This is a genomic window from Patescibacteria group bacterium (genome assembly GCA_018897295.1).
Classification (GTDB): domain Bacteria; phylum Patescibacteriota; class Minisyncoccia; order RBG-13-40-8-A; family RBG-13-40-8-A; genus JAHILA01.
In genome coordinates, this window is the sequence record JAHILA010000018.1 from 34,664 (window position 1) to 56,442 (window position 21,779).

At 36.6% G+C, this 21,779-nt stretch carries 22 protein-coding genes and 1 other RNA gene; 1 reads left to right on the plus strand and 22 read right to left on the minus strand.

Annotation, left to right across the window (positions count from 1 at the left end; translation table 11 throughout):
* Positions 1 to 80 precede the first annotated feature (80 nt).
* The 19 genes from ileS to KKI21_03010 all read right to left on the minus strand — a co-directional run bounded on the left by ileS (position 81) and on the right by KKI21_03010 (position 17,319).
* Positions 81 to 2,942 (minus strand): isoleucine--tRNA ligase, encoded by a 2,862-nt coding sequence (gene ileS, locus KKI21_02920; protein MBU4285151.1) that lies wholly within the window; start codon positions 2,940 to 2,942, stop codon positions 81 to 83.
* Positions 2,939 to 4,501, minus strand: a complete 1,563-nt coding sequence (locus KKI21_02925; protein ID MBU4285152.1) for an arginine--tRNA ligase — start codon at positions 4,499 to 4,501, stop codon at positions 2,939 to 2,941. Before KKI21_02925 ends, ileS begins: the two co-directional genes overlap by 4 nt.
* Positions 4,502 to 4,574: 73 nt before the next feature.
* Positions 4,575 to 4,922: a 50S ribosomal protein L20 gene (gene rplT, locus KKI21_02930; protein ID MBU4285153.1), complete on the minus strand. Its 348-nt coding sequence runs from the start codon at positions 4,920 to 4,922 to the stop codon at positions 4,575 to 4,577.
* 6 nt (positions 4,923 to 4,928) lie between these two features.
* Positions 4,929 to 5,126: a 50S ribosomal protein L35 gene (locus tag KKI21_02935; protein MBU4285154.1), complete on the minus strand. Its 198-nt coding sequence runs from the start codon at positions 5,124 to 5,126 to the stop codon at positions 4,929 to 4,931.
* On the minus strand, positions 5,099 to 5,683 hold the full coding sequence (infC, locus tag KKI21_02940; GenBank protein ID MBU4285155.1) for a translation initiation factor IF-3: 585 nt from the start codon (positions 5,681 to 5,683) through the stop codon (positions 5,099 to 5,101). Before infC ends, KKI21_02935 begins: the two co-directional genes overlap by 28 nt.
* Positions 5,684 to 5,763: 80 nt before the next feature.
* A complete protein-coding gene (locus tag KKI21_02945; protein ID MBU4285156.1) occupies positions 5,764 to 6,501 on the minus strand; it encodes a hypothetical protein in 738 nt (245 codons plus the stop codon).
* A gap of 75 nt (positions 6,502 to 6,576) precedes the next feature.
* A complete protein-coding gene (locus tag KKI21_02950) occupies positions 6,577 to 6,816 on the minus strand; it encodes a GIY-YIG nuclease family protein (protein ID MBU4285157.1) in 240 nt (79 codons plus the stop codon).
* Between the two features lie 160 nt (positions 6,817 to 6,976).
* Positions 6,977 to 7,338, minus strand: a transfer-messenger RNA (tmRNA) gene (gene ssrA, locus KKI21_02955).
* Positions 7,328 to 7,810 (minus strand): SsrA-binding protein SmpB, encoded by a 483-nt coding sequence (smpB, locus tag KKI21_02960; GenBank protein MBU4285158.1) that lies wholly within the window; start codon positions 7,808 to 7,810, stop codon positions 7,328 to 7,330. The genes ssrA and smpB overlap by 11 nt, the downstream gene beginning before the upstream one ends.
* Positions 7,743 to 8,102: a hypothetical protein gene (locus tag KKI21_02965; protein ID MBU4285159.1), complete on the minus strand. Its 360-nt coding sequence runs from the start codon at positions 8,100 to 8,102 to the stop codon at positions 7,743 to 7,745. The genes smpB and KKI21_02965 overlap by 68 nt, the downstream gene beginning before the upstream one ends.
* 122 nt (positions 8,103 to 8,224) lie before the next feature.
* The gene (locus KKI21_02970) at positions 8,225 to 9,094 is read right to left on the minus strand and encodes a hypothetical protein (GenBank protein MBU4285160.1); all 870 of its coding nucleotides are present in this window, start codon (positions 9,092 to 9,094) and stop codon (positions 8,225 to 8,227) included.
* Between the two features lie 144 nt (positions 9,095 to 9,238).
* Entirely contained in the window at positions 9,239 to 10,942 is a 1,704-nt protein-coding gene (gene polX / locus KKI21_02975; protein ID MBU4285161.1) for a DNA polymerase/3'-5' exonuclease PolX, read from the minus strand.
* Positions 10,935 to 11,117: a DUF1858 domain-containing protein gene (locus KKI21_02980; protein MBU4285162.1), complete on the minus strand. Its 183-nt coding sequence runs from the start codon at positions 11,115 to 11,117 to the stop codon at positions 10,935 to 10,937. The genes polX and KKI21_02980 overlap by 8 nt, the downstream gene beginning before the upstream one ends.
* An 18-nt stretch (positions 11,118 to 11,135) precedes the next feature.
* Positions 11,136 to 11,882 carry a DedA family protein gene (locus KKI21_02985; protein MBU4285163.1) on the minus strand — a complete coding sequence of 249 codons (747 nt, stop codon included), beginning with the start codon at positions 11,880 to 11,882 and terminating at the stop codon, positions 11,136 to 11,138.
* A complete protein-coding gene (locus KKI21_02990; protein MBU4285164.1) occupies positions 11,857 to 13,143 on the minus strand; it encodes an endonuclease Q family protein in 1,287 nt (428 codons plus the stop codon). Before KKI21_02990 ends, KKI21_02985 begins: the two co-directional genes overlap by 26 nt.
* A gap of 1 nt (position 13,144) precedes the next feature.
* Positions 13,145 to 14,446 carry an O-antigen ligase family protein gene (locus KKI21_02995; GenBank protein ID MBU4285165.1) on the minus strand — a complete coding sequence of 434 codons (1,302 nt, stop codon included), beginning with the start codon at positions 14,444 to 14,446 and terminating at the stop codon, positions 13,145 to 13,147.
* A 314-nt stretch (positions 14,447 to 14,760) separates the two neighbouring features.
* The gene (locus tag KKI21_03000) at positions 14,761 to 15,912 is read right to left on the minus strand and encodes a DNA cytosine methyltransferase (GenBank protein MBU4285166.1); all 1,152 of its coding nucleotides are present in this window, start codon (positions 15,910 to 15,912) and stop codon (positions 14,761 to 14,763) included.
* Between the two features lie 8 nt (positions 15,913 to 15,920).
* Positions 15,921 to 16,658: a restriction endonuclease gene (locus KKI21_03005; GenBank protein ID MBU4285167.1), complete on the minus strand. Its 738-nt coding sequence runs from the start codon at positions 16,656 to 16,658 to the stop codon at positions 15,921 to 15,923.
* A 481-nt stretch (positions 16,659 to 17,139) separates the two neighbouring features.
* Complete coding sequence (locus KKI21_03010; GenBank protein MBU4285168.1) at positions 17,140 to 17,319, minus strand: hypothetical protein; 180 nt, start codon at positions 17,317 to 17,319, stop codon at positions 17,140 to 17,142.
* Positions 17,320 to 17,505: 186 nt separating this feature from the next.
* Here KKI21_03010 and KKI21_03015 point away from each other — a divergent pair, with 186 nt between their 5' ends.
* The gene (locus tag KKI21_03015) at positions 17,506 to 18,006 is read left to right on the plus strand and encodes a hypothetical protein (protein ID MBU4285169.1); all 501 of its coding nucleotides are present in this window, start codon (positions 17,506 to 17,508) and stop codon (positions 18,004 to 18,006) included.
* Between the two features lie 133 nt (positions 18,007 to 18,139).
* On the opposite strand, the gene KKI21_03020 is transcribed toward KKI21_03015, so the two are convergent.
* The 3 genes from KKI21_03020 to KKI21_03030 form a co-directional block, all read right to left on the minus strand.
* Entirely contained in the window at positions 18,140 to 18,352 is a 213-nt protein-coding gene (locus KKI21_03020) for a hypothetical protein (protein MBU4285170.1), read from the minus strand.
* A 68-nt stretch (positions 18,353 to 18,420) separates the two neighbouring features.
* Positions 18,421 to 19,113: a transposase gene (locus tag KKI21_03025; GenBank protein ID MBU4285171.1), complete on the minus strand. Its 693-nt coding sequence runs from the start codon at positions 19,111 to 19,113 to the stop codon at positions 18,421 to 18,423.
* 102 nt (positions 19,114 to 19,215) lie between these two features.
* Positions 19,216 to 21,779 (minus strand): tail fiber domain-containing protein (locus KKI21_03030; GenBank protein MBU4285172.1); only part of this gene is annotated, 2,564 nt, incomplete at its 5' end.

Consider the following 21,779-nt stretch of genomic DNA (forward strand, 5'->3'; position numbering starts at 1 on the left):
TTCCCCACCTGCGGAATATATAAATAAAAAATTCTTGTTTTCTTGTATTTTAGGGTACTGGTTATAGTATAGCAAAATGACTAAACTTTGTCAATAGTTAACACCCTTTTGGCGGAAAATATAATTTCTTCGGCAATGACTTGCTTTTTGATTTGCTCTGCGTATTTTTCTATAATTTCTTTTCCCTCCTTCGCTGAAGCTACGGAGGACAAGCCGTAATAAACTCTTATCTTATCTTTCGGCGTTAAATTGGCTTTTTTCCTTAAAACCTGAACACTTCTTACAAAATCCCTAACCATTCCTTCTTCTTTTAATTCTGGAGTAATTTCAGCTCTCAACCCTATATTTATGATATCTTTATTTCGATTAGAATCTACAACAATTTTTTTAACGTTTATTTCTTCTTCAATTAATTTCGAGAGTTCACTTTCTAGTTTAAAATCAGGAATAATTAATTCCGAAAGTGGTTGTCGTACTTTTATCCCTTTTGATGCTCGTATTTGCAGGGCCATACTACAGATTTCTCTAATCTGTTCCATTTTTTCTTCAAGCTTTTCGTCAATCAATTTTTTATCTACCTTTGGCCAATCTTCAAGATGAACCGACTCTTTGTCCCCGCCAATTTCCTTATATATGTGCTCTGCTGTAAACGGCATTACCGGCGCCATTATTTTGGATAATTCCAATAAAACATATTTCAGGGTCTGAACAGCTTCTTTTTTATTATCAGATTTAAATCTCTCTCGCGAACGCCTTAAATACCAGGTCGACAATTCATCAATAAATCCGGCAAGCGGCCGAGTGGCTTCATTTAAATCATAATTATTGTATCCTTCAGTAATTTCTTTTTTCAGAGATTCGATTTTTGAAAGAATCCATTTATCCAAAACATTCTTGCTTTTTGTGCTGGCTTCTGCTTCGCTTTCAAACATTTTATAAAACGACAAAACATTCAATAAAATCAGTAAAATCTTTTTTACCACCTCATCAACTCCCTTTTCCGAAAAACACAAATCATCAGCTTTCATTACCGAAGAAGTGGCTAAATAATAACGCACTGCATCAGCGCCATGTTTTTCAAAAACATTCATTGGGTCAGGATAATTATTCAGATGCTTGGACATTTTTTTGCCGTCTTCAGCCAAAACCATGCCATTCACAATCACATTTTTAAATGCTTCTTTGCCTTTAATCGCAGACGCTAAAACGTGCAAATAATAAAACCATGCCCTCGTCTGATCCACGCCCTCGGCAATAAATTGCGCTGGAAAGTTTTCCTCGAATTTCTCTTTGTTTTCAAAGGGATAATGCATTTGTCCATAAGGCATTGAACCCGATTCAAACCAACAATCTAAAACATCAGGAATCCTTCGCATCATTCCGCCCTGCCCTGAGCCTGTCGAATGGGCGCATTTTTCACAAGGAAACGTAATTTTATCCATAAAGTGTTTATGCAAATCCGTAATTTTTTCTTCGCTTAATTCTTCCAATTCTTTTATTGAACCGATTACTTTTTTCTCTTTGCATTTATCACAAACCCAAATTGGAATTACCGAGCCCCAGAACCGCTGGCGCGAAATTGACCAATCGCGCGCGCCTTCCAACCATTTGCCAAATCTCCCCTCTTTAATGTGCTCTGGCACCCAATTTATTTTCTTGGCATATTTCAGCATTTTATCTTTCAGCTCGATAATATTAACAAATAAAGAAGAAGTTGCGTAATTTAAAAGCGGGGATTCGCAACGATAACAAAAAGGATAGGAATGAATAAATTTCTCTGTTTTAAAAACCAGATTTTTCTTCTCTAAAAACTCAATTATTTTTTTATCTGTTGATTGCGGATTAGATTTCGGCTTAACTTCCAAACCAACAAAATCTTTTGCTTCATCAGTAATCTGTCCGTCTATTTTGACATGCTGGATAAACGGCAGATTTTTCTCCTTACCCAAATTCATATCATCCTCGCCGAATGCAGGCGCGATATGCACAACGCCTGTGCCATCTTCAATAGTCACAAAATCAGCTAATTGAATCGTATAAAGATTTTCCCTACCCGCCATTGCAAGCGAAGCGTTGCGGGTGGATAAATAATAATTAAATAATGGTTTGTATTTTTTACCCTCCAAATCTTTGGCTTTTGTTTTCCCGATTATCTCATGTTTTTTATTGCCAAAAATTGCATCGAGATTTTGTTCGGCTAAAATGTATTTCCCATCATCTGATTTAACTTCGACATAATTGATATGCTTGCCAATTGCTAAAGCAACATTGCCCGGTAGAGTCCAGGGCGTGGTTGTCCAGGCCAAAATATAAGTTCCTGGTTCATCTACTAATTCAAACTTGGCAATAATTGAAATATCTTCAATGTCCTGATAATTATCGCTTACTTCATGCTGGGATAATGTTGTTTCGCATCTTGGGCAAATATGCATTGATTTATATCCCTCATAAATCAATTTTTTATCCCATAATTGTTTAAAAACCCACCATACGCTCTCCATAAAGCTTGGATCCATAGTATGATAAGCATTTTCCATATCCGCCCATCTGCCCAATCTCTCAATTACCTTTTTCCATTCGCCCACATATTTTAAAACCTTGCTTCGCGCTATTTCATTGAATCTATCGACTCCAATCGCCTCAATATCTTTTTTGTGTTTTAATTCCAATTCTTCTTCAACTATGTTCTCAATCGGCAGACCATGGGTATCCCAACCCCATTTTCTTTCTACTTTGTAACCACGCATTGTCCAGTATCGCGGAACCATATCTTTCATTAAAGATGCGACAATATGACCATAGTGCGGGGTGCCAGTGGCAAATGGTGGCCCATCATAAAATACAAAATCCCCCTTCGGCGATTTTTTTGCGAGGGATTTTTCAAAAATCTTATTTTCTTTCCAAAATTCCAATATTTTCTTTTCTATTTCAGGTATATTCACATTTTTTCGGGCTTACTGATGCCCATTAAATTCAAAATATTTTCCAAGACGATTTTTGTAGCCATAATTAATGCCAGACGCGCTTTTTCCAAATCTTTTTTCTCTCCCAAAACATGGCATTCAGTATAAAATCTATGAAACAATGATGCAACTTTCATTGCGTATGCCGGCAAACGATGAACTTGATAATCTTTTGCTATTTCTTCAATAATTTCCGGAAACGCGATTAAGTTTTTAATCAGTTCTATTTCAGCAGAATGATTTAGTAATTCTAATTTTACATTCAAATTATGCCCGCTGGTTTTTCTTAAAATGCTGTTAATGCGGGCATATGCGTATTGGACATAATAGACAGGATTTTTGTCCGATTTCTCTTTTGCTAAATCCAAATCAAAATCCATCTGTTTATCATTTGAATGCATCAAAAAGAAAAATCTGACCACATCAGAACCAACTGCATCAAGTAAATCATCCATAGGAATAAAAGTTCCCAGGCGTTTGGACATTTTTATTTTTTTTCCTTTTTCTATTACTGTAATAAATTGCTGTAAAATTATTTCCAATTGCCCCTTATATCCGATTGCCTCAACCCCAGCCATTAAGCCAGGCACATCGCCGTGATGGTCAGCGCCCCAGATATTTATTACTTTATCGAATTTTCTCTCCTTAAATTTATTATAATGATAAGCAATATCGCTGGCTAAATATGTTTTTAAGCCGTCTTTTTTAATCAGAACCCTATCCCGATTATCTCCTAAACTGCTGCTTTTAAACCAAGTCGCGCCATCCTGTTCGTATAATAAATTTTTGTCTTTTAATAATTTGATTATTTTCTCTGACAAGTCCTTTTTATGCAAATTAGATTCCCAAAACCATTCGTCATATTTAATCCCGAATTTATCAATCGTCTTTTTTATCATTTCATCAATAATAATTTCCGCTGCCTTCTGACCTACTTCATATGCGTCTTTTTCCTTAATTCTGTCGGCCAATAAATCAATATACTCTCCTTTATACTGCGCCTGGTCATCTTTTAATATTGAATGCCCTAAAACAGCTATTTGGTTCCCGGCATTATTTACATAAAACTCTTTTTTTATTTTATATCCAACAAAATTTAAAATATTTGCCAAAACATCTCCCATTGGACCGCCTCTGCCATTGGCAACTGTCAGGGGGCCAGTGGGATTAGAGGAAATAAATTCCACTTGTACTTTTTTGCCTTTACCAATATCGGTTTTCCCGTAATTTTTATTCTCTTTGATAATTTCTTTAATCTGGTTTTGCAAAAATTCTGGCTTGAAATAAAAATTTATAAAACCATTTACAATATCGATTTTTTCGAAAATTCCATCGTCTATTTTTGACCTGATTTCATTTGCAACTTCCATTGGACCTCGCTTTTCTTTTTTTGCTAAAATTAAAGCCACATTTGTGGCATAATCGCCGTATTCCTTATTTTCCGGAATCTCTACAGTAAAATTCTTGTCCTCCGTAGCTTCAGCGTAGGAGGAAACTGCTTTCTTTATTATTTCCTTAATCTGCTTTCGAATTGTCATTACCTTTATTTTAACTTAATTTAGCTTAATTTAAAAGAGACCAGTCAAACTGGCCTCCTGCTGTATATCCTAATTACTTTTTGATTTCCTCAAGTATCTTTTTAAATGTCTCGGGGTGATTCTCGGCCAACTGCGATAGAATTTTTCTATCAATTTCTATTTTATTTTTCTTAATCGCATTGATAAAACGGCTGTAAGAAATTTCGTTTTCTCTGCAAATGGCATTGATTTTTATATTCCAAAGATTCCTAAAACTTCTTTTTTTGTTTCTTCGGTCGCGATAAGCATAAGTCCAAGCATGACGCAAAGCATCTTTGGCTAGTCTGTATTTTGCCTTTCGACCCCATTTGAATCCTTTGGCTAATTTTATGATTTTTTTCTTCCTGGCGCGTTTTTGAACGCCACGTTTAACTCTTGGCATATTTTTTTACCTATTCATAAATTCAATAATATTCCTCACCATCTTGGTTTTTGATTCAACTCGTTTTGAATGCCGTTTTGCCCTTTTTTTATTGCCGCTTTGCTTTGCATTCAAATGATTCTGATGCGGCAAACGATGCATCAGTTTTTTATTCTTTGTTATTTTAAATCTTTTGACTACTGATTTTCTTGTTTTTCCTGACATATAGTTACACTCATACCGTGAGGAGATCTTTTTATTTCTTCTTCTTTTTTAACTACCCCGGCAATCATACTTAGAAATAATTCTAATTTCTCTCTCGCTAAATCTCCGTGCGCTTTTTCCCTGCCTCTTAATTTCATTTCAATTCTTATTTTATGGCCTTCTTTAAAAAATTTCTCTATCTGACGCGTCCTGATTTCCAAATCATGGGGAGACGTGGTCAACCCAATTCTGATTCCTTTTATTTCAGTTCTTTTCTGGTGGGCTTGCTGTTTCCTTTCTTTCTTTTCCTGTGTGTATTTATATTTTCCGTAATCTATGATTTTACAGATTGGCGGTTCGGTTTTAGATGAAATTTCAACTAAATCTAATCCTTTGTCTTTAGCGATTTTAATTGCATCCTGTGTATTTAAAATCCCAAGATTAATTCCGGTTTCATCAACGACCCTTACTTGCGGAACGCGAATTTGTTCATTCGCCTTGTCATTGTTCTGTTTTACAAATCCTCTTCCAAAACGTCCTCTATCAAATTTTCTAAAAAATGGTTTTTTTATAAACATTAATATATTATTATGAATGACAAAGCCGAAACTAAATGCTTAAACGAATAAAAAGATTTAATAAGTTATTTATCGCGATCTTAAATTTTTTGCCATTCTATGTAACCATCCCTGTCCACATATTCAACAGTCCCTTCTGGTTCGTGACCAATTGCCTTATATCTTTGTCCTTTAATGACAACCTCTGCCTCGCCACTGTATGATGAAACAACACCCCATCTGATCGTATTATAACTCTTATTTTCTATACCACATTCAAGAGCAAGCATTTCAAGTTCATCAGAAGTAAACTGGTTAAATCCTTGACTCAAAGTCTTTTCAGCCAAGTCTACTCTTCGATTTAAAGAGTTAAGTTGTTGTGTTGACATTCTAAATAATGATTCTTGTTCTGGAGATAACGACTCACTTTTTCTAGTAGTAGATGGTATTTCTTGAGGTATAAATTCTATGTAACCATCCCTGTCCACATATTCAGCAGTTCCTTCTGGTCCATGACCCACTGCTTTGTATTTTCTACCATTTATTTCAACTTGAGCCTCACCACTATATTTTGAAATTCTTCCCTCTCTATCTGTATCGTAAGATTTATCTTGTACTCCGCCTTCTGATGCCATTTTATAAACATCTCGTAATGCTACTGAATCCATATCAGTTTTAAGCGCTGTTTGTGCATTGTCCATTTGTATTCTAATAATTTCAACCTGTTTCATGGTCTGCTTGAAAATCTCTCTGCCTTCAAAGGCGAGTACTTTTAATCCAGACTCTTTGGCCTCCCTGCGCTTTTGTAATGACATGTCGCCTTTAAGTTTTTCTGGCATAATTTTTATCTTTCTTTATATGACATAAAGTCAATTTCGGAAAAATTAAATTAAATTATTATTAATACTTATTAATTAAACTAATCGTTTTTTAAAGAAAGCATTGCCCGAACCGGTTTTTAAATATTTTTCGAATTGATAGGCCTTCTCTTTCTCTGGAAAAGCACAATAAAAAACTAATTTATATGGTTTTCTTGATGAAGTATAAATAACTCGTCCATTGTTATGTTCTTTAATTCTTTGTTTAAGGTCTTCTGTTGAACCAGCGTAATATGTTTTATCTTTCTGGCTTTGAAGGATATAAGTATAATACATCAAAGATATTTGCCCTCCTACGCTTCACCAAAGCTTCGGAGGACATCCTTCGTTTCTATTTAATATTGTCATTAGAATGGCAAGGATGGCTTGCCATCCGAAGCTCCGATAGAATGACAAGGATGGCTTGCCATCCGAAGCTCCGATTTATCGGAGCGAAGGATGGAGACGGGGAGAATTGAACTCCCGTCTCGAAGGCTCTTTAAAATAATTCGACAAGCTTGGTCTGTTTATTTTCTCGGTTATTTAGATAAAAAGCAGACAAAAATCAGAATAACCTGACCCAATTTCATTTCAGTGTTTTGCATTGGGAATCAAGACACCTATCTCAAATGCCTTTCGGCACTATAACACTTCAATCGCCTATTGAGAATCTCAATTAAAGTGGCTGCGACTTAATAAATTAAGCTGTAGCGAAAGCAAAATTTGTTTTTGCGTTTGTTTTTTTCAGATTTTAACGAGATGCTGAAGTCCTCGGCTTGCTTATTTTAAAAAGATCTTCGATCGAAACCTATCGTCCCCCAATCTTCCTTCCTAATTCTCTTTCAATATCTCTCTTCTTAATTGATTCTCTTTTATCAATCTTCCTTTTCCCTTTTGCTACCCCGAATTCCAACTTTATCTTACTTTTCCTAGTATACAGCCGAATTGGAATTAATGTCAACCCTTTTACCTTTAATTTGCCGATCAGAGAACTAATTTCTGATTTTCTCAATAAAAGTTTTCTCGGCCTGAGCTGGTTATAATCATCTGGCGTATTGGCTGGCTGGTACGGCGGAATCAGAGCATTGGTTAAATACATTTCTCCGCCCTTTGTGGTTACAAAAGAACCTTGTAAACTAACTCGGCCGGTTTTAATTGCCTTAGCTTCAAAGCCAAAAAGCACTAAACCGGCCTCAAGGGTCTCCAATATCTCATAATCATAACTATATCTTCTGTTTTCCGCTAAGGCCTTCATTTTTTCTTGTTGGCGCCTCCTTTTCAGTTGCCTCATCGTGCCATTCGTCTATTTTTCTCTCAACTACTTCGTCAACGGTTTCAATAATTTTTTTAATCTTATCCTGAACTCGGTCATCAGTGGCTAATTTTTGGAAAATCTGATGGATGGCGATTTTTTTTCTTCGTTTTCTTAAAGTCAAAATATAAACTCCGATAATTATGAGCAGAATCGGCCAATATGCCCAAACAGCTGCGCTGATTATTCCTGTATTGATTAAAAGAAGCACAACCCCAACCACAATTAAAAGACCTGCCCAAAATCCTAAACAACAAAATGAATAAAACATAAAATTATAAATTTCTAATTAACGACCTTTCCTATCTTTAATATAACATAAATTCAAAATATAAAAAAGTGCGGGATGTCTCCATTGAGAGACATCCCGCCAAGAATTCAAGAATTCCAGAGTTACTGCTGGAGAAAACCAGACGCCGAACCATAGCGGGCATTAGTGAGGCCCACCCAACGCGTGCCGAACAAGACCCCGCCAACGCGGAAGCGGAAGCACGGCGCGTCGTGGAAATCGCCAGCAGCATCAGGCGCATACTCGTTGCCAGCGCAGTCGATCCATAGGTCGTCATAAGAGACGAACCGTTCAGGATGTGTCAGAAGCATGCAACCTGCCTTGAATGCGCCGAGTCCGAACTCGTTGGCCATAAAGACCTCGTGAGTCCGACGAACGGAGCGACCCCGATGGCGAAAACCGAACTGAGCGGCGACGACCAGAATGTCGAAGCCCGTCTGTTGGTCACCCAACATCTGGAGCTTCTTGGCCGTGCGCTCGTGCTGGCGGAGATACGTCTCTCCGATTTCGCCTCCGCGGTAGTTGTAGAAGTTGCCCTTGCGCTGCCTCTTGATCAGGTCGAGCACCTTCTGAACCGCCTCGTTGTAGGTCTTGGCAACCGACTGCCAACGCGGGATGGCGAACCATCCTTCGGCGCCATCGGGGAGCTCAGACAAGCTCTTGGCGAACTCGAGGGTCTGACTCGGGTTGAGATTGAAAATCTTGGCGATTGCCTTGATCTGATCCGCGATCGGCTTTGGCCCCTTGTACTCCTTCGGGTACGTGCGGTTGGAACAAACTTCCTCGTCGGCGAACTGGTTGGACGCGGACAGCTCAGTGATGAGCTTCGCGATCCCGTCCTGCAGTTCACCACCGCGCTCGTTGAGTCGCTGTGCGCGCGCATCGTCGAGCTTGGACTTGTTGTAGACGGCCTCGAAGAGACCGACTGCGTGGAGACCTTTCGGGTCTCGGCTGGTGATCAATGTTTTTAACATCGTCATCCTCCTTTTTTCCGCTTGGGTTTAATTTAGGATTACTCCTATCCAGCGGAATATATGAATAAAAATCCTTGTTTATTTGTATTTTAGGGTACTATCTACAACATAGCACTTATCTTTCTTTGTGTCAAGCCAGAAATATTATTTCAACATCTCCAACATTTTCTCTACTGGCCAGGCATTGATAACGTCTTTTTTCTCCAGCCATCCCCTGCGCGCTTGGGCAATGCCTAATTCCAAATACTGAAAATGCGAAATATTGTGCGCATCAGAATCAATCGCAATCTTCACTCCGGCATTTTTCGCTATCCTCGCATATTCATCTTTTAAATCCAATCTATTATAATAAGCATCAATTTCTAAAACTGTTTTTGTTTCTTTTGCTGCGCGAATAATTTTTCCAATATCCATTTCACGCGGTGGCCTTATGCCTATCAATCGGCCAGTGGGATGGAAAATTATATCTACGTTCGGGTTTTTCATTACTTTAATATATATTTCAGTCATTTGTTCTTTGGTCATCTTAGCGTGAGTATGGATTGCTGCGCCAACAACATCAAGTTTTTCCAGAATTTCATCTCGCATAAATAATTTCCCATTATTTAAAATTTCTACTTCTCCGCCTTTTAATATCCTGAATTTAATCCCACGTTTTTTATAATTTGCATTAAGCTTGTCTATTTCTTCCCATTGCTTTAATAAATCCTTCTCGTTAATCAGATTACCAAGCGTCCCGCGCAGATGGTCTGTAATCGCGATATACTCCAATCCCATTGCCATTGCCTTTTTTGCCATTTCTTCAATCGTATTTTGCCCATCGCTCCATTTAGAGTGCATTTGCAAATCGCCTTTGAGGTCTTGGTAACCGATTAATTTGGGCAGTTTATTTTGTTGACTGGCTTCAATTTCACCAGCATTCTCTCTTAATTCCGGCGGAATCCATTGCAGTCCCAGAGTTTCATAGACCTCTTCTTCCTTGGAAAACCCGTATTCATTTAATTTTAATCCTTTTTTAATAGCAATTTTTCTTAATTCAATATTATGATTCTTGCTTCCGGTAAAATATTGGGCTGCAGCGCCAAAGCTTTCTTCTGCAACTACTCTTAAATCAAAATTTATGTGATTCCTCAATTTTACGGATGATTTTGTATTACCATGGCTGTAAATATGCGCCACTTCCGGCATATTAATAAAGTAATTTATCACGTCCTTTGCGATTTTATCCGATGATACTGCTACCAATATATCTGCGTCGCCGACATCTTCTTTCATTCTTCTTATTGAACCACACAATAATACTTTTTTGACTCCGGACAGTTTTTCAATCCTTTCTTCTATTTTTCTTAAATCATATAAAACATAACCCAAAGGAAATCTGCTATTAGAGTTTTTCAAAAATCGGATGGACATTGACATATTTTCCTCGCTTTTCTGGCCGAATCCTTCAATTTTCCTGATTTTTTTGTCTTTTATTGCTTTTTCCAAATCTTTTATATCTCTAATATTCAATTCTTTGTATAATTTTAATACGCTCTTCGGACCAATGCCTTGAACTGCGGTTAATTCTTCAAGATTGACTGGAATCTTTTTTTTCAGTGTTTCATATTCTTTTATTTTTCCGGTTTTTATGTATTCCTCGATTTTTTGGGCAATGCCGAATCCCACAGCCGGAATATTCTCCAGCGCCTTTATCCCGCCTGCCTTATAAATATCAAAAACACTTTCATCAAGTGCTTCAATACTCGTTGCCGCCTTTTCATAGGCGCGCGGCTTAAAAGAAATATCATCCATTGCCAGATATTCGGAAATATTATTTAAGATGTGAGCTATATCCCTGTTAATCATTTTCGATTACTTCATTCAACTCTTTAATAAACTCATCAACATCAATGCCGTGAACTTTTGCTCCGGACTCAATATCCTCATAATTCGCTGCTGCGCAACCTAAGCAATGGAATCCATGTTTCATAAAAATAGCAATTATTTTTGGATGCTTCTGCAACGCCTCGTCAATTTTCATTTCTTTGGTTATTTCCACTTAATTAATATTTTTATCTTTACGATGAAATGATTTTGTTATTATTTCTCCGATCTTGCTTAAAAAAGGCGATTTGTGATTTTCCAAATCCTTTACAAATTGGGTTCTGGCAAGATATCTCATCCAGGCGATAAAGGAAAACGAAACCAGAATTATCAAGATAATTATAACAACAATCAGGCCAAATGTAATGCCTGTGGTAACTCTACTTAATGATTGAAGTCCGACTCCAAAGCCATAGCCCAAGCTAACCATTATTAGAACCCAGACAATTGTTGCAATAAAACTCGCGCTTAAAAACTTTTTCAAATTCATTTTTAGGCTTCCGGCAATCATAAATGTAAACATACTTATGCCATAAGTAATTCTGGTTAAAAAAATAGTTTTAGTGCTATGTTTTTGGAAATACAATTCCAATTTATCTATTACCTTGCTGCCGAATTTCCTGCGCTTCATAAATTTCTCAACAATTACATTTCCGCCAATACGTCCGATCAAATACCAGCCGATTCCATTAAGAAAATATCCGCCGATCAGGACCGCTGCCAATGCCCAAAAATCAAAAAAGCCGAGCCGGAAAAGCACGCCACTCAAAATCATGATAAAATTGCCTTCAAGTATGGCGCCTAATAAGGCAAAGATATAACGATGTTCGTATAAAAGCCTTAATACTGAATTATTGATTACTTCTATATCCATAACTTGTCCCGCAGCTGCGGGATTAAAATAAAACTTCTTGCCCTCCATTGGTCTTCGGCCTCTGTTCTGTTTCGCCGAAAACGCTGATTTTACCGAATTCCCCGTCATATCCCGGCTGGATTGAAATTTTCCCCTGCCTGACTTTTTCTATGCCTTCGGCAATTTCCGGAGAACTTGCTCCTGTGAGTTCTCCTTTTCTCACGTTAAGCAAAATATTAAATTCATTGCCAAAAACCCTAATCAAATTTTTATAATGCGCTTCCACGCCTTTAGTGCCGACTCCCAAACCTATAACATCAGCGATTATTTCTTCCAAAGGAATTAATTTTTGAAAAGGGATCGCATTTGCCGGTTTCGTGTCGTCTTTCCTGTCGGCTAATTGGCAAACTCTATTCATTACGCCAATAGTCATCATTTTTCCGCAAACCGGGCAGAGATTATTGTATTTCAGCGATTCTTCAGGAGAAAGCACAACTCCGCAATCCCGATGCCCATCCCAATGGTATTTCCCTTCTTCGGGAAAAAATTCAAGAGTTCTGACAAGTTTCAATTCGTCGGACTTTCTTTTTATTGCCTCAGTAATTAAATTATAGCTTATTTTCTCTCCTTCGAAAATATTCGCCTCGCGGCCGATTTTATGTGGTGAATGCGCATCGGAATTGGAAATTAAAGTGATATTATCCAATTTTGACCAGCGCCAATTCATTTCCGGGTCACTGGACAAACCAGTTTCAATCGCATAAATATATTTAGAATACTCCTCAAAACACTCTTCAATTGAATCAAATCCCGAAAAATGACCAAAAATAGAAAACCAGGGAGTCCAGGCATGAGCCGGAATTACCATGCAATCCGGAGAAATACCTAAAACAATTTTTGCCAGTTCTTTCGCATCCAAACCCAGAATCGGCCTCCCGTCTGATTTCAAATTTCCAATCCAGCCCAAATGAGTATTGATTTTTTCTACAACTTCAAATGACGGAGCAAAAATAATATTATGAATTTTTCTGGTTTTGCCGTTTTTTGAATAAATGCTGGAAATTTCCGTGGTCAAAATAAATCTGGTCTCATTATGATTATTGCCATTATGATTATTGCCGTTTGAAGGTTTTAATTTGAAAAGCCCATCCTCTGCAGGTATTAATCTTTCTTTTAATCCCCTGAACCACAAAGGATGGGTAAAATCGCCGGTTCCTAAAACATCAACGCCTTTTATTTTCGCCCATTTGCCGAAATTATCAATATCAGCCTGTTTTGAGGTTGCTCTGGAATATTTTGAATGTGTATGAAAATCACAAATATACTGCATATTATTCTTTTTGCGTTAATGCCAGCGCCAGCCAGAACATAATCCCGCCGGACTGCAAAGTCCAAAAATAATGGTCAAGCAAGGCAAGAATTAAAAAACTTATAGTAAGTAATAAAAAAGCTGACTTCTTTTTAATTTCATCCAATAAAACTATCGCCACAAATCCCAAAAACGCTAATACTCCCAAAATCCCAATCTCCGATGCGATTAATAAATAAATATTATGCACTGGCTGATATATCCAACTCGGAACGAGTTGTCCCGAGTCTTGTCGAGGGACATCAATCATTTTGCTCGCAGCTCTTAGATATGCTGAATAATTCTGCGAGTAATTTACAAAATTTCCAACACCGATTCCAAGAATCGGCTTTTCTTTTATCATTTCAATCGCCATTTTATTGTAAAAAATCCTTAAATCAACTGCCTGTTCTCCTAAGGATATGGTAAAAAATCTGGCCTTGATACAAGGAAAGAGGATCATTACTGCCAAAAGGCATGAGACAATAAATAATAAAAATAATTTTATCAGTTTTTTCCCGTCTATTAATCTTTGTTCTGTATGTTCCAATTTTCTTAATTTAAAAAATTCAAAAAGGAAAAATATCAGACTCATCACTCCAAAAACCACAATCGCTGTGCGGGAAAAAGTTAAAAACATTGCAAAAACTAGAACTGCGAAACCAATACATCTTAAAATATTTATTGGTTTTTTCTGCCATATTGCGTAGAACGCGAAAATTGTCATTAGTAAAAAACCTGCCAGAACATTCGGATGCGAAAAACTTCCATAACTGCGCAAAATTCTGTCCCCATTTAAAATAAAATTCGCCACTCCCGGCGAATCAGGCGAAAAAACTCCTGCTTCAATAAATTTTATATTAATGCTTCCTTGCTTGATAAACTGCGTAATTGCCAAAATTCCCTGTAAAATACCGGAATAAAATAAAATATGAAGAATTTTTGCTTCTTTTTTATGAAAAATATAAATAAACAAGATTGCGAACTCCAATAATTTCAGAAATCTGAATGCGCTGATTTTTGTCCCCGAGCTGACAAACACCGAAATAAAAGCAATTAATAAAAATAAAAACAAAAAAATATTTTTTTTGTTTTTGATGGCTAATTTATGGCTCGGAATTTTATTATTGATAATCCAAAGCACTAAGACCGCAAGAAATATCAGGTCGCCCAGATAAATAAAGATAGAATTCCATTCCCCGTTATTATTCAGGAAAATTCTTATCTGAAAAGGAATTAAAAAAAGAAAAAGGTAGAATAAAAGTTTTTCAATCTTCAACAACATATTTTTATTCTACCACAATAAAATTATGGGGTATAACTAATCTCCTTTATATCCACACTCGCGCTGCCAACCAGTTCAATCGGCGGAACGCCAGTGCCATAATACATAAATACCCCAGTATGAAATTTTACAAAATAATTTCGAGCGAGGCGCTTCGCCCATAAAGGTTGGGGTCTATTCAACCCACGCACCTCGTAAAAGGTTACATGATTTTGCTAATGTAAAGTTTAGAAACCATCTCATGGTAAAATTTATACGGGGCAGGCGTGATCAAATACCGAACCAGCGATAGACGATTTTAATAATTTAAAATTCTATTTAGTTACAAATCTTTGTAATGGTTTGTCTCTAAAAAAATTGTCTAATATTGATTCTGCCAATGCGATTGATAGAAGGGTCGGTACGGCATTCCCAATTTGCAAATTCCTATCACTTCTCGATCCATAAAACTTATAGTCGTCGGGGAAACATTGAATCCTTGCACCTTCTCTCGTTGTTAGTGGCCTTGGTGCTTTCGGATGAATACATCTTGATGATGAGGGAGTACTTAAATTTCTGGTTATAGTCGTTGATGGTCTTTTCCACCAAAGACGGCAATAAGTATTTTTGAAACCTGATGTTGGGCGCAAGTTTTCCGGTAAATCCTCTGGCGTTCCGCCGTCTGGCAATAATTCCATTATTTTTACCAATTTTGGATTATTGTTTGGCGAATTATGATCCATTAATTTTGTTGGTGCATTTTTACGCATAAACTTTTGAAAATCATTTTGTGGCTCGGAAGAATACTCAAAGCTTTCTTCGCTTGATTTAATAAATGGTAAATCACTTATTGCTTCTTCAAGCGTTAAATATGGTTTGAGTTCTTTATTGAATAGGTCGGGCGTTTCTTCCGGATTGTAATGTGTAGGTTCTGGATATTGAAAATTAGTTTCAAGTTTTGAACCAATAATAACAACCCTTTCTCTGATTTGTGGCGCGCCATAATCGGCGGCATTCAAAAGTTTATATTGCACCTTATATCCAAGCGATTCAAAAAGTGAAATGATTGTTTTTAATAATTCGCCGCCTTGCATTGATAAAAGCCCTTTTACATTCTCAAAAAGAAAAAGTTTAGGATTAAATTCTTTTAGAACCCGATAATATTCTTGAAAAAGTTTTCCTCTTGGGTCATCAATCAATCTTTTTCCAACAGTTGAATATGCCTGACAAGGCGGTCCACCAACGATAATGTCAATCTCGTTCGCTTTGATATTCAAATCTTTTTCAATTTTTTGTGCATTAAAATCTTTTATATCTTCGACATAGACTTTTGCCGTCTGATGATTCAGAGAGTATGCTTTTGCCATATTTGGTAAAATTTCGTTTGCTGCCACTATTTCAAAATTATCATCATGAGCAAAGCCATAACTTAAACCACCAACACCAGAGAATAAATCAATAACTTTTAATTTCTTTTTCTTAATCATAAAAAATCCTAATCAAACTTCATATCCTTATATTCAATGGGCGGTTCTGTAATTTTCCAAACGAAATGATTCTGATCTATATTAAAAACCATTTGCCCTTCCATTTGCGGTCTTGTAATCCAATTTACACTATCATCTTCAATTTCATCCAACTTAATAAAGGCAACTTGACCATTATATAAATCAAAATGGATAGCCAATGTATGTTTTCCCGAATCATTAAAAACTTTTTTCGCCTCTATAACTTTGTGTTGTTTTATATCATTTGTACCAGTAAACCCAGACTGCATTTCTATAATTACTTTCTCTTCTTTATTTAATGTTATTTCCAGGTCAGCTTTTGCTGTTCTTTTAAATGTTTTAATATTTCGTAAATCGTCCTCACCAATCGAGCTAATTGCTGATACATCAACACCGAATATTATACTTATTGCTTTTGAAAAATAATTAGAGATAATATATCCCTGTATCCATGAAAAATATACTTGTTCAGGTCTTCGTCTTTGATTATTAAGTTTTGGTAATATATTTCCCTTTTTCAATATGTTAAAGACACGGTCAATATTCTGCTTTTTGAAAGATTTTAGATTATCAATTTTGATTTCATCCACAACGACTTTATTCAGTCTATCCACAATTTCGTAAAGCCTTTTATTCAAAAGGTCAATGTAATTAAAATCAACTGTTGGTGTAATGTCTTTTGCGCCAAAAAAGTTTTTAACATTCGCTTGATTAGAGAATCCCAATTTTTGTCTATATTGTCTAAAATATTCAGCCGTGATTATAATTTGCCTTGTCATGTTTTTATTCCGTTAAATGCTTATTTTTATGATTTATATTCTCCATTCTATTCTTTATTATACCTCTTTCCCTCTATTTTTTCCAGCCCCAAACAAAAAAATCTCACTATTGAGATTTTTTCAAGTTTATTTACTGGATGGGGCAAAGAAGATTTTTCGATTGCCGGGCTTCCTTGCCCCTCCTCGCTCCAGCAAATTTGAAACACTTCCCGACACTCCTATTATATGCCCTATATCGAACATTGACAAGAGATTTTTGAAAGCAACTCTCCCTTGTTGACAAGTATGAAGCTAAAAATTAAAAATAATAAAATGTCATTTATAACTCCCGATATAATAATAGAATACGCCCAAAACATTCAGCTCTTAATAAAACAGGGCATTATAACGAAAGAAGAGATTAGAAAAATATTGGGATTAGAAGAAACTAAACCCCAGAATCCCGACGAGGCGCAAATATCTCCGCCTTGGATTGTCCAGATTTACTTTCTGTGATAGCTTCTTTAATTACCTCAAGACATTCTTTTAATATCGCAGGTGATTTGTCTTTGGCGTTCCCACCTTGAAGATATGCGATTATTAATTTTTCTTCAATAGAATTTATCATAATATTTTATAGTCTTAAATATTTATTAAACCGACCTTTGACAACATTGTATCTCGTTCTAATTTTATCAACCGAAAAGCCCATCGTCAAACAGGTTTTTGCTGAAAATTAAAAAACTCTCGAAAGAGAGTTTTGAAAATTAGACACTTGTGTTATAATGGAATTATAATAATTAATAAAAGAAATATGACAATTCAACAAATTATAAGCTATATTGGAATTCCTGTTATGGTTGGGGCTTTAATCTATATAGGAAGAAAATTACAAATATTAGATAAACTTGAGATTACATCAGAAACTATTAAACATAACATAAAAGTGGTTTGCGATTTTTTAACGAAAAAATCAAGTCTGCATTTTGACCCCAAAGAATTAAAAGCTTATAGCCCTCTTAATTTAACACCACAGGGCAATCAATTTATTAAAGATTTAGGATTTGATAATGTATTTAAAGAACATAAATTGGATTTTTTCAACTATATCAACGGGGAAGAACCAAAATTAAAATATGATGTTGAACTTTCTGCTATAAAATCTATACATTTTCTATCCGACAAATCCTATATGGATTTTCTTAAGGTCTTTTTCTATAATAATCCAGCTCGCAATATAGATAATATGGCACCAACCCTAGGGGTATATATAAGAGATGAATACTTAAAAGAACACCCCGAAATAACTCAATAGGTATAACATATAAAAGTTCCAATAAAGACAACTTTTACAACCTACCTCACAAAGCTATCCAACTACCCGAAAAAGCAAAAGCAAAAAGACAGGAACAGAAGAAGTCCGGTAATTATAACGGAAAGAAAACTCGTCAAGGTAAGATTGGAGGTATTGAGGCGAAACCCATACGAACATATTCCTGTTTTGCTTTCCACCATTGTACTCCCTCTGTTGCTCCTAAATAAATTATTGCCAAAATTATAACAAAAAAAACCACTGCCGTGATTATTTTTTTTCTTTTCGGTTTGGACTCGCTCTGGCCAATCTTGTCCGCCGATGAGGCGGAATTCAATTGTTGCTCCATAATTAAATTATAACTCCAAAAATTCTCGTGTCAAATGTAGGACATCGTATGTCCTACATTACGTCTAGCTAATCCAATATTAATTCTCGAATATATGTTTCGTTTTTTTGATATTGTTCTAACCAATCAATAAAATATTTTTTATATTTTTCTGGTCCGCCAAAAATTTCTAATAAAAACTTATTATCAATAACCGATGGAAAATTTTTAATTCCCCAATAATCCATATGGCTTGACCACTTATATTTTTCTAAAAATTTAATTGCTTGTTTGATCTCTAATCTCGTTAATTTCTTTTCTTTCCAACCCTCTTTCCATAAACTTAATGGATTCGAATGAATATAACAAACAAGATGCATCAATTGTCTATCATCTTTAATATAAACATCTTTGTATCTCCCTTGAAAAAGATAGCCACTTCTTTTGTGTTTTTCATTAAAACCCCTTGCGTATCCGCAATGAAGTTTTTTCATAAACAAATAAGCTCCGTTTTTCTTAATCGGTTCAATAATCAAATGATGATGATTCGGCATTAGCACAAATGCGTGTATATTAACCAATTTATCACGTTCTATGTAGGACATCGTATGTCCTACATTACTACCTCTACGAACATAGGGCAGGGCAGGTTTTTTGTCATTGAATTCATACAAATCATGAATAAATCGAATATAATCGTTATTATCTCGAAAAATGTTGCGTTTTTCAACGCCTCGATCAAATACATGATAAAACCCATTTGTTAAAAATTCTCTAGGCATATAAATTTTTATAGCTTTATGTAGGACATCGTATGTCCTACATTTAATGTTAAAATTAAAAAAATCGCTTGTCAATATCTCCATCAATATCATCAATCATTACTATTCCGTTATTGCGGCGGCGGGTTCAGTTGCCGGAATTGCTGGTTCAGTTGCTCCCTCCTCTACTGGGGTTTCCACCTCATCAATGGGCAAGTCGGCGGGCAAGGGTTCTTCGATGGGTTCTTCAATAGGGACTTCAATAGGAACCTCGACAGGAGTTTCTGCAGGAGTTGACGTTATTTCAACTGGTTCGGTTTGCACTATCCACCAATCAAATTTTAAATCTTGTACAGCTGGATCAGCAATATTAATAATAGCAAGGCCATTTTCCTGATAGTTTATCCACCAGCGCGAACCATAATCATTTCTAAAAGTAATAAATATTTTAGAACTCGGTATAATCTGATTAGTTCTGATTTCTGCGGACACGCTTTCAACTTTAATTATTCCCTCGCCTATTGAGCTCTGGCCCTGGTCAGGATTTTTTTCAATAACCAATGTTCTTGTCATTAATTGGGTAATTTTCACAATGGTTTTTTCAATTGTAATGCCAAAGTCCTTTAATTTATCAAATAAGACAGCCAAAAATCCATCATTGATTTCCATTGTCCCAGAGGAATCAATTGTGCCTTCGCTATCCAAAGACAAGGATTCTTTTATTGCTTCTATTTCCATTGATAAAGAAGTAATCATTTCGCCCTGCGCGCTTACCGATGAGGCAAGTTCTTTGACTCCCTCAACCAGCAAAGCAGTTATTTCTAATTCTTTTACCGAGTAAATTTCTCGGTCATTGTATCCAAATGTGTATACTAAATCAGGCACTCCACTACTTGCTATTTCTTGCGCAATAAAGCCCATATGATTTTCGTTGCCGTCCAAAACAACATAATCATTGCCCTCTTCTGGTGTTCTCCAGTTGAAATTCACGCCCCTTAATGAAATCAATTTTTCCAAAGCATTATCAATATCAGTGACGTTCTTCTTTAATGTCAAATCAGAGGCGCCATTGTATAACATACCATTAACATCTGTTCTTAAATCAGCAACGCTTGGGGTGTTTGGGAAATACGCAGCGCCTGAAACAGAAGCCGTGCCATCAACAGAAAGAAGATAAGCAGGAGCTAAGTCCCCAATCCCGACGTTGCCAGTAGCCAATATTCTCATTCGTTCCGTTAATGCCACATCAGTCGAAGCATTTCTGGTTGAAAAAGCCAAATCTCCTCTAGTATTATTACTACTATCGCTAAGTAAGTATTTAATCGCTGCCCCACCTATAGAGGCAGCAGACACAGAATTAGCACTACCAAAAACAATTGCACCCCCTGAACCAGCATTGTTAGCGTTGCCAATTATTGAAAGAGTACCTAATTTTGCTCCAGCATCAGTTAAAGCCGCTGTATCTTGTCCAATCCCACTAATTTCTGTTTGGTATCTTGGCGCCGTCGTCCCAATCCCGACGTTGCCGCCTGCCTGAATGGTTAGCACGTCTACCTTTGCTACCGCCCCGCCATAAGTTGAAAACCTTAACCCAACATTTCCTGAACTTTCCCGAATAGCATCAATCGCTACCAAATCAGTGGCTCCTTGATTCCAAACAATACCCTTCCTTGTATTATCCGTAGACCAACCATTATCGCTTAATTTAATATAATCGGTTGCATCAGTAGCACTAGCAATTTCCAACAATGCCCCTGGTGCCGTCGTCCCGATGCCGACATTGGCATTAAACGTGAGAATTTGATTCGCCACAGCATCGGCGAATACCCCGTAGATGAGAGCATTGGCCCTACCATCGGATTCGGAGGTGCGTTGCCTATTGTCAATGAATAGTTTATCAGCAGCGGTCTCGTAATATCCGGCATAACTCCCAAGGAAAACTCCGCCTGAAGCGGTTGTAATAGACCATCCAGCCAAATGCCCAAAAGCATTTGTGTTACTAGCTGTAGTGAGTGAAGCCAAAGCTGAACTACCAAAAGAGTTATTATTATCTCCATCTATCAATGAAGTTAAGTTATCATAACCAAAGGCATTATTATAATTTCCTTCTGTCAGTGAACGTTGAGCTTCATAGCCAAAGGCATCATTCCATAGTCCGGTTGTCAGTGCGTTTTGAGTGTGCCATCCAAAGGCGTTATTCCATCTTCCTTCAGTTAACGCAGCTTGAGCACCTATTCCAACAGATGTGTTGTAATCCCCGGTTGTTCTTGCTGGAAATCCAGCTCCGACATTGAGATTATCTGCTATATTTATTAATGATAAGCTGGTTCCAAAATGAAGATGATTGATTGTTAAATCATTCGTTATATCCCAACTTGCTGATGAAAATATTGTATTTTCAGATAAATCAGCAAATAACATATTATCGCCTACATAAAAGTCGTCTGATATTGATGCAGTCCCGTCAACAGAAAGAGTGTAAGCGGGTGCAGTGTCGCCGATGCCGACGTTGCCATTTCCTGATATTCTCATTTTTTCTGATAACCGTGTGCCATGCGCTCTAGTATTAAAAGATAAATAACCTCCATATTCTGCGGCGGTAGCACTTTCCTTCGCCCCTTTAATTACAGCAAAACCAGCTTGTGAAGTACCATTATATCTTCCACCGAAACCAATTGAGCCACCAA

Coding starts and splice junctions, on each gene's coding strand:
- smpB (MBU4285158.1), bottom strand. CDS start 7,810: ATGAGGCAACTGAAAAGGAGGCGCCAACAAGAAAAAATGAAGGCCTTA.
- KKI21_03015 (MBU4285169.1), top strand. CDS start 17,506: ATGACAATTCAACAAATTATAAGCTATATTGGAATTCCTGTTATGGTT.
- KKI21_03025 (MBU4285171.1), bottom strand. CDS start 19,113: ATGCCTAGAGAATTTTTAACAAATGGGTTTTATCATGTATTTGATCGA.
- KKI21_02990 (MBU4285164.1), bottom strand. CDS start 13,143: ATGCAGTATATTTGTGATTTTCATACACATTCAAAATATTCCAGAGCA.
- KKI21_02925 (MBU4285152.1), bottom strand. CDS start 4,501: ATGACAATTCGAAAGCAGATTAAGGAAATAATAAAGAAAGCAGTTTCC.
- KKI21_03020 (MBU4285170.1), bottom strand. CDS start 18,352: ATGGAGCAACAATTGAATTCCGCCTCATCGGCGGACAAGATTGGCCAG.
- KKI21_02980 (MBU4285162.1), bottom strand. CDS start 11,117: ATGAAAATTGACGAGGCGTTGCAGAAGCATCCAAAAATAATTGCTATT.
- rplT (MBU4285153.1), bottom strand. CDS start 4,922: ATGCCAAGAGTTAAACGTGGCGTTCAAAAACGCGCCAGGAAGAAAAAA.
- KKI21_02985 (MBU4285163.1), bottom strand. CDS start 11,882: ATGGAGGGCAAGAAGTTTTATTTTAATCCCGCAGCTGCGGGACAAGTT.
- polX (MBU4285161.1), bottom strand. CDS start 10,942: ATGATTAACAGGGATATAGCTCACATCTTAAATAATATTTCCGAATAT.
- KKI21_02935 (MBU4285154.1), bottom strand. CDS start 5,126: ATGTCAGGAAAAACAAGAAAATCAGTAGTCAAAAGATTTAAAATAACA.
- infC (MBU4285155.1), bottom strand. CDS start 5,683: ATGTTTATAAAAAAACCATTTTTTAGAAAATTTGATAGAGGACGTTTT.
- KKI21_02995 (MBU4285165.1), bottom strand. CDS start 14,446: ATGTTGTTGAAGATTGAAAAACTTTTATTCTACCTTTTTCTTTTTTTA.
- KKI21_02970 (MBU4285160.1), bottom strand. CDS start 9,094: ATGTTAAAAACATTGATCACCAGCCGAGACCCGAAAGGTCTCCACGCA.
- KKI21_03010 (MBU4285168.1), bottom strand. CDS start 17,319: ATGATAAATTCTATTGAAGAAAAATTAATAATCGCATATCTTCAAGGT.
- KKI21_02945 (MBU4285156.1), bottom strand. CDS start 6,501: ATGCCAGAAAAACTTAAAGGCGACATGTCATTACAAAAGCGCAGGGAG.
- KKI21_02965 (MBU4285159.1), bottom strand. CDS start 8,102: ATGTTTTATTCATTTTGTTGTTTAGGATTTTGGGCAGGTCTTTTAATT.
- KKI21_02950 (MBU4285157.1), bottom strand. CDS start 6,816: ATGTATTATACTTATATCCTTCAAAGCCAGAAAGATAAAACATATTAC.
- KKI21_03000 (MBU4285166.1), bottom strand. CDS start 15,912: ATGATTAAGAAAAAGAAATTAAAAGTTATTGATTTATTCTCTGGTGTT.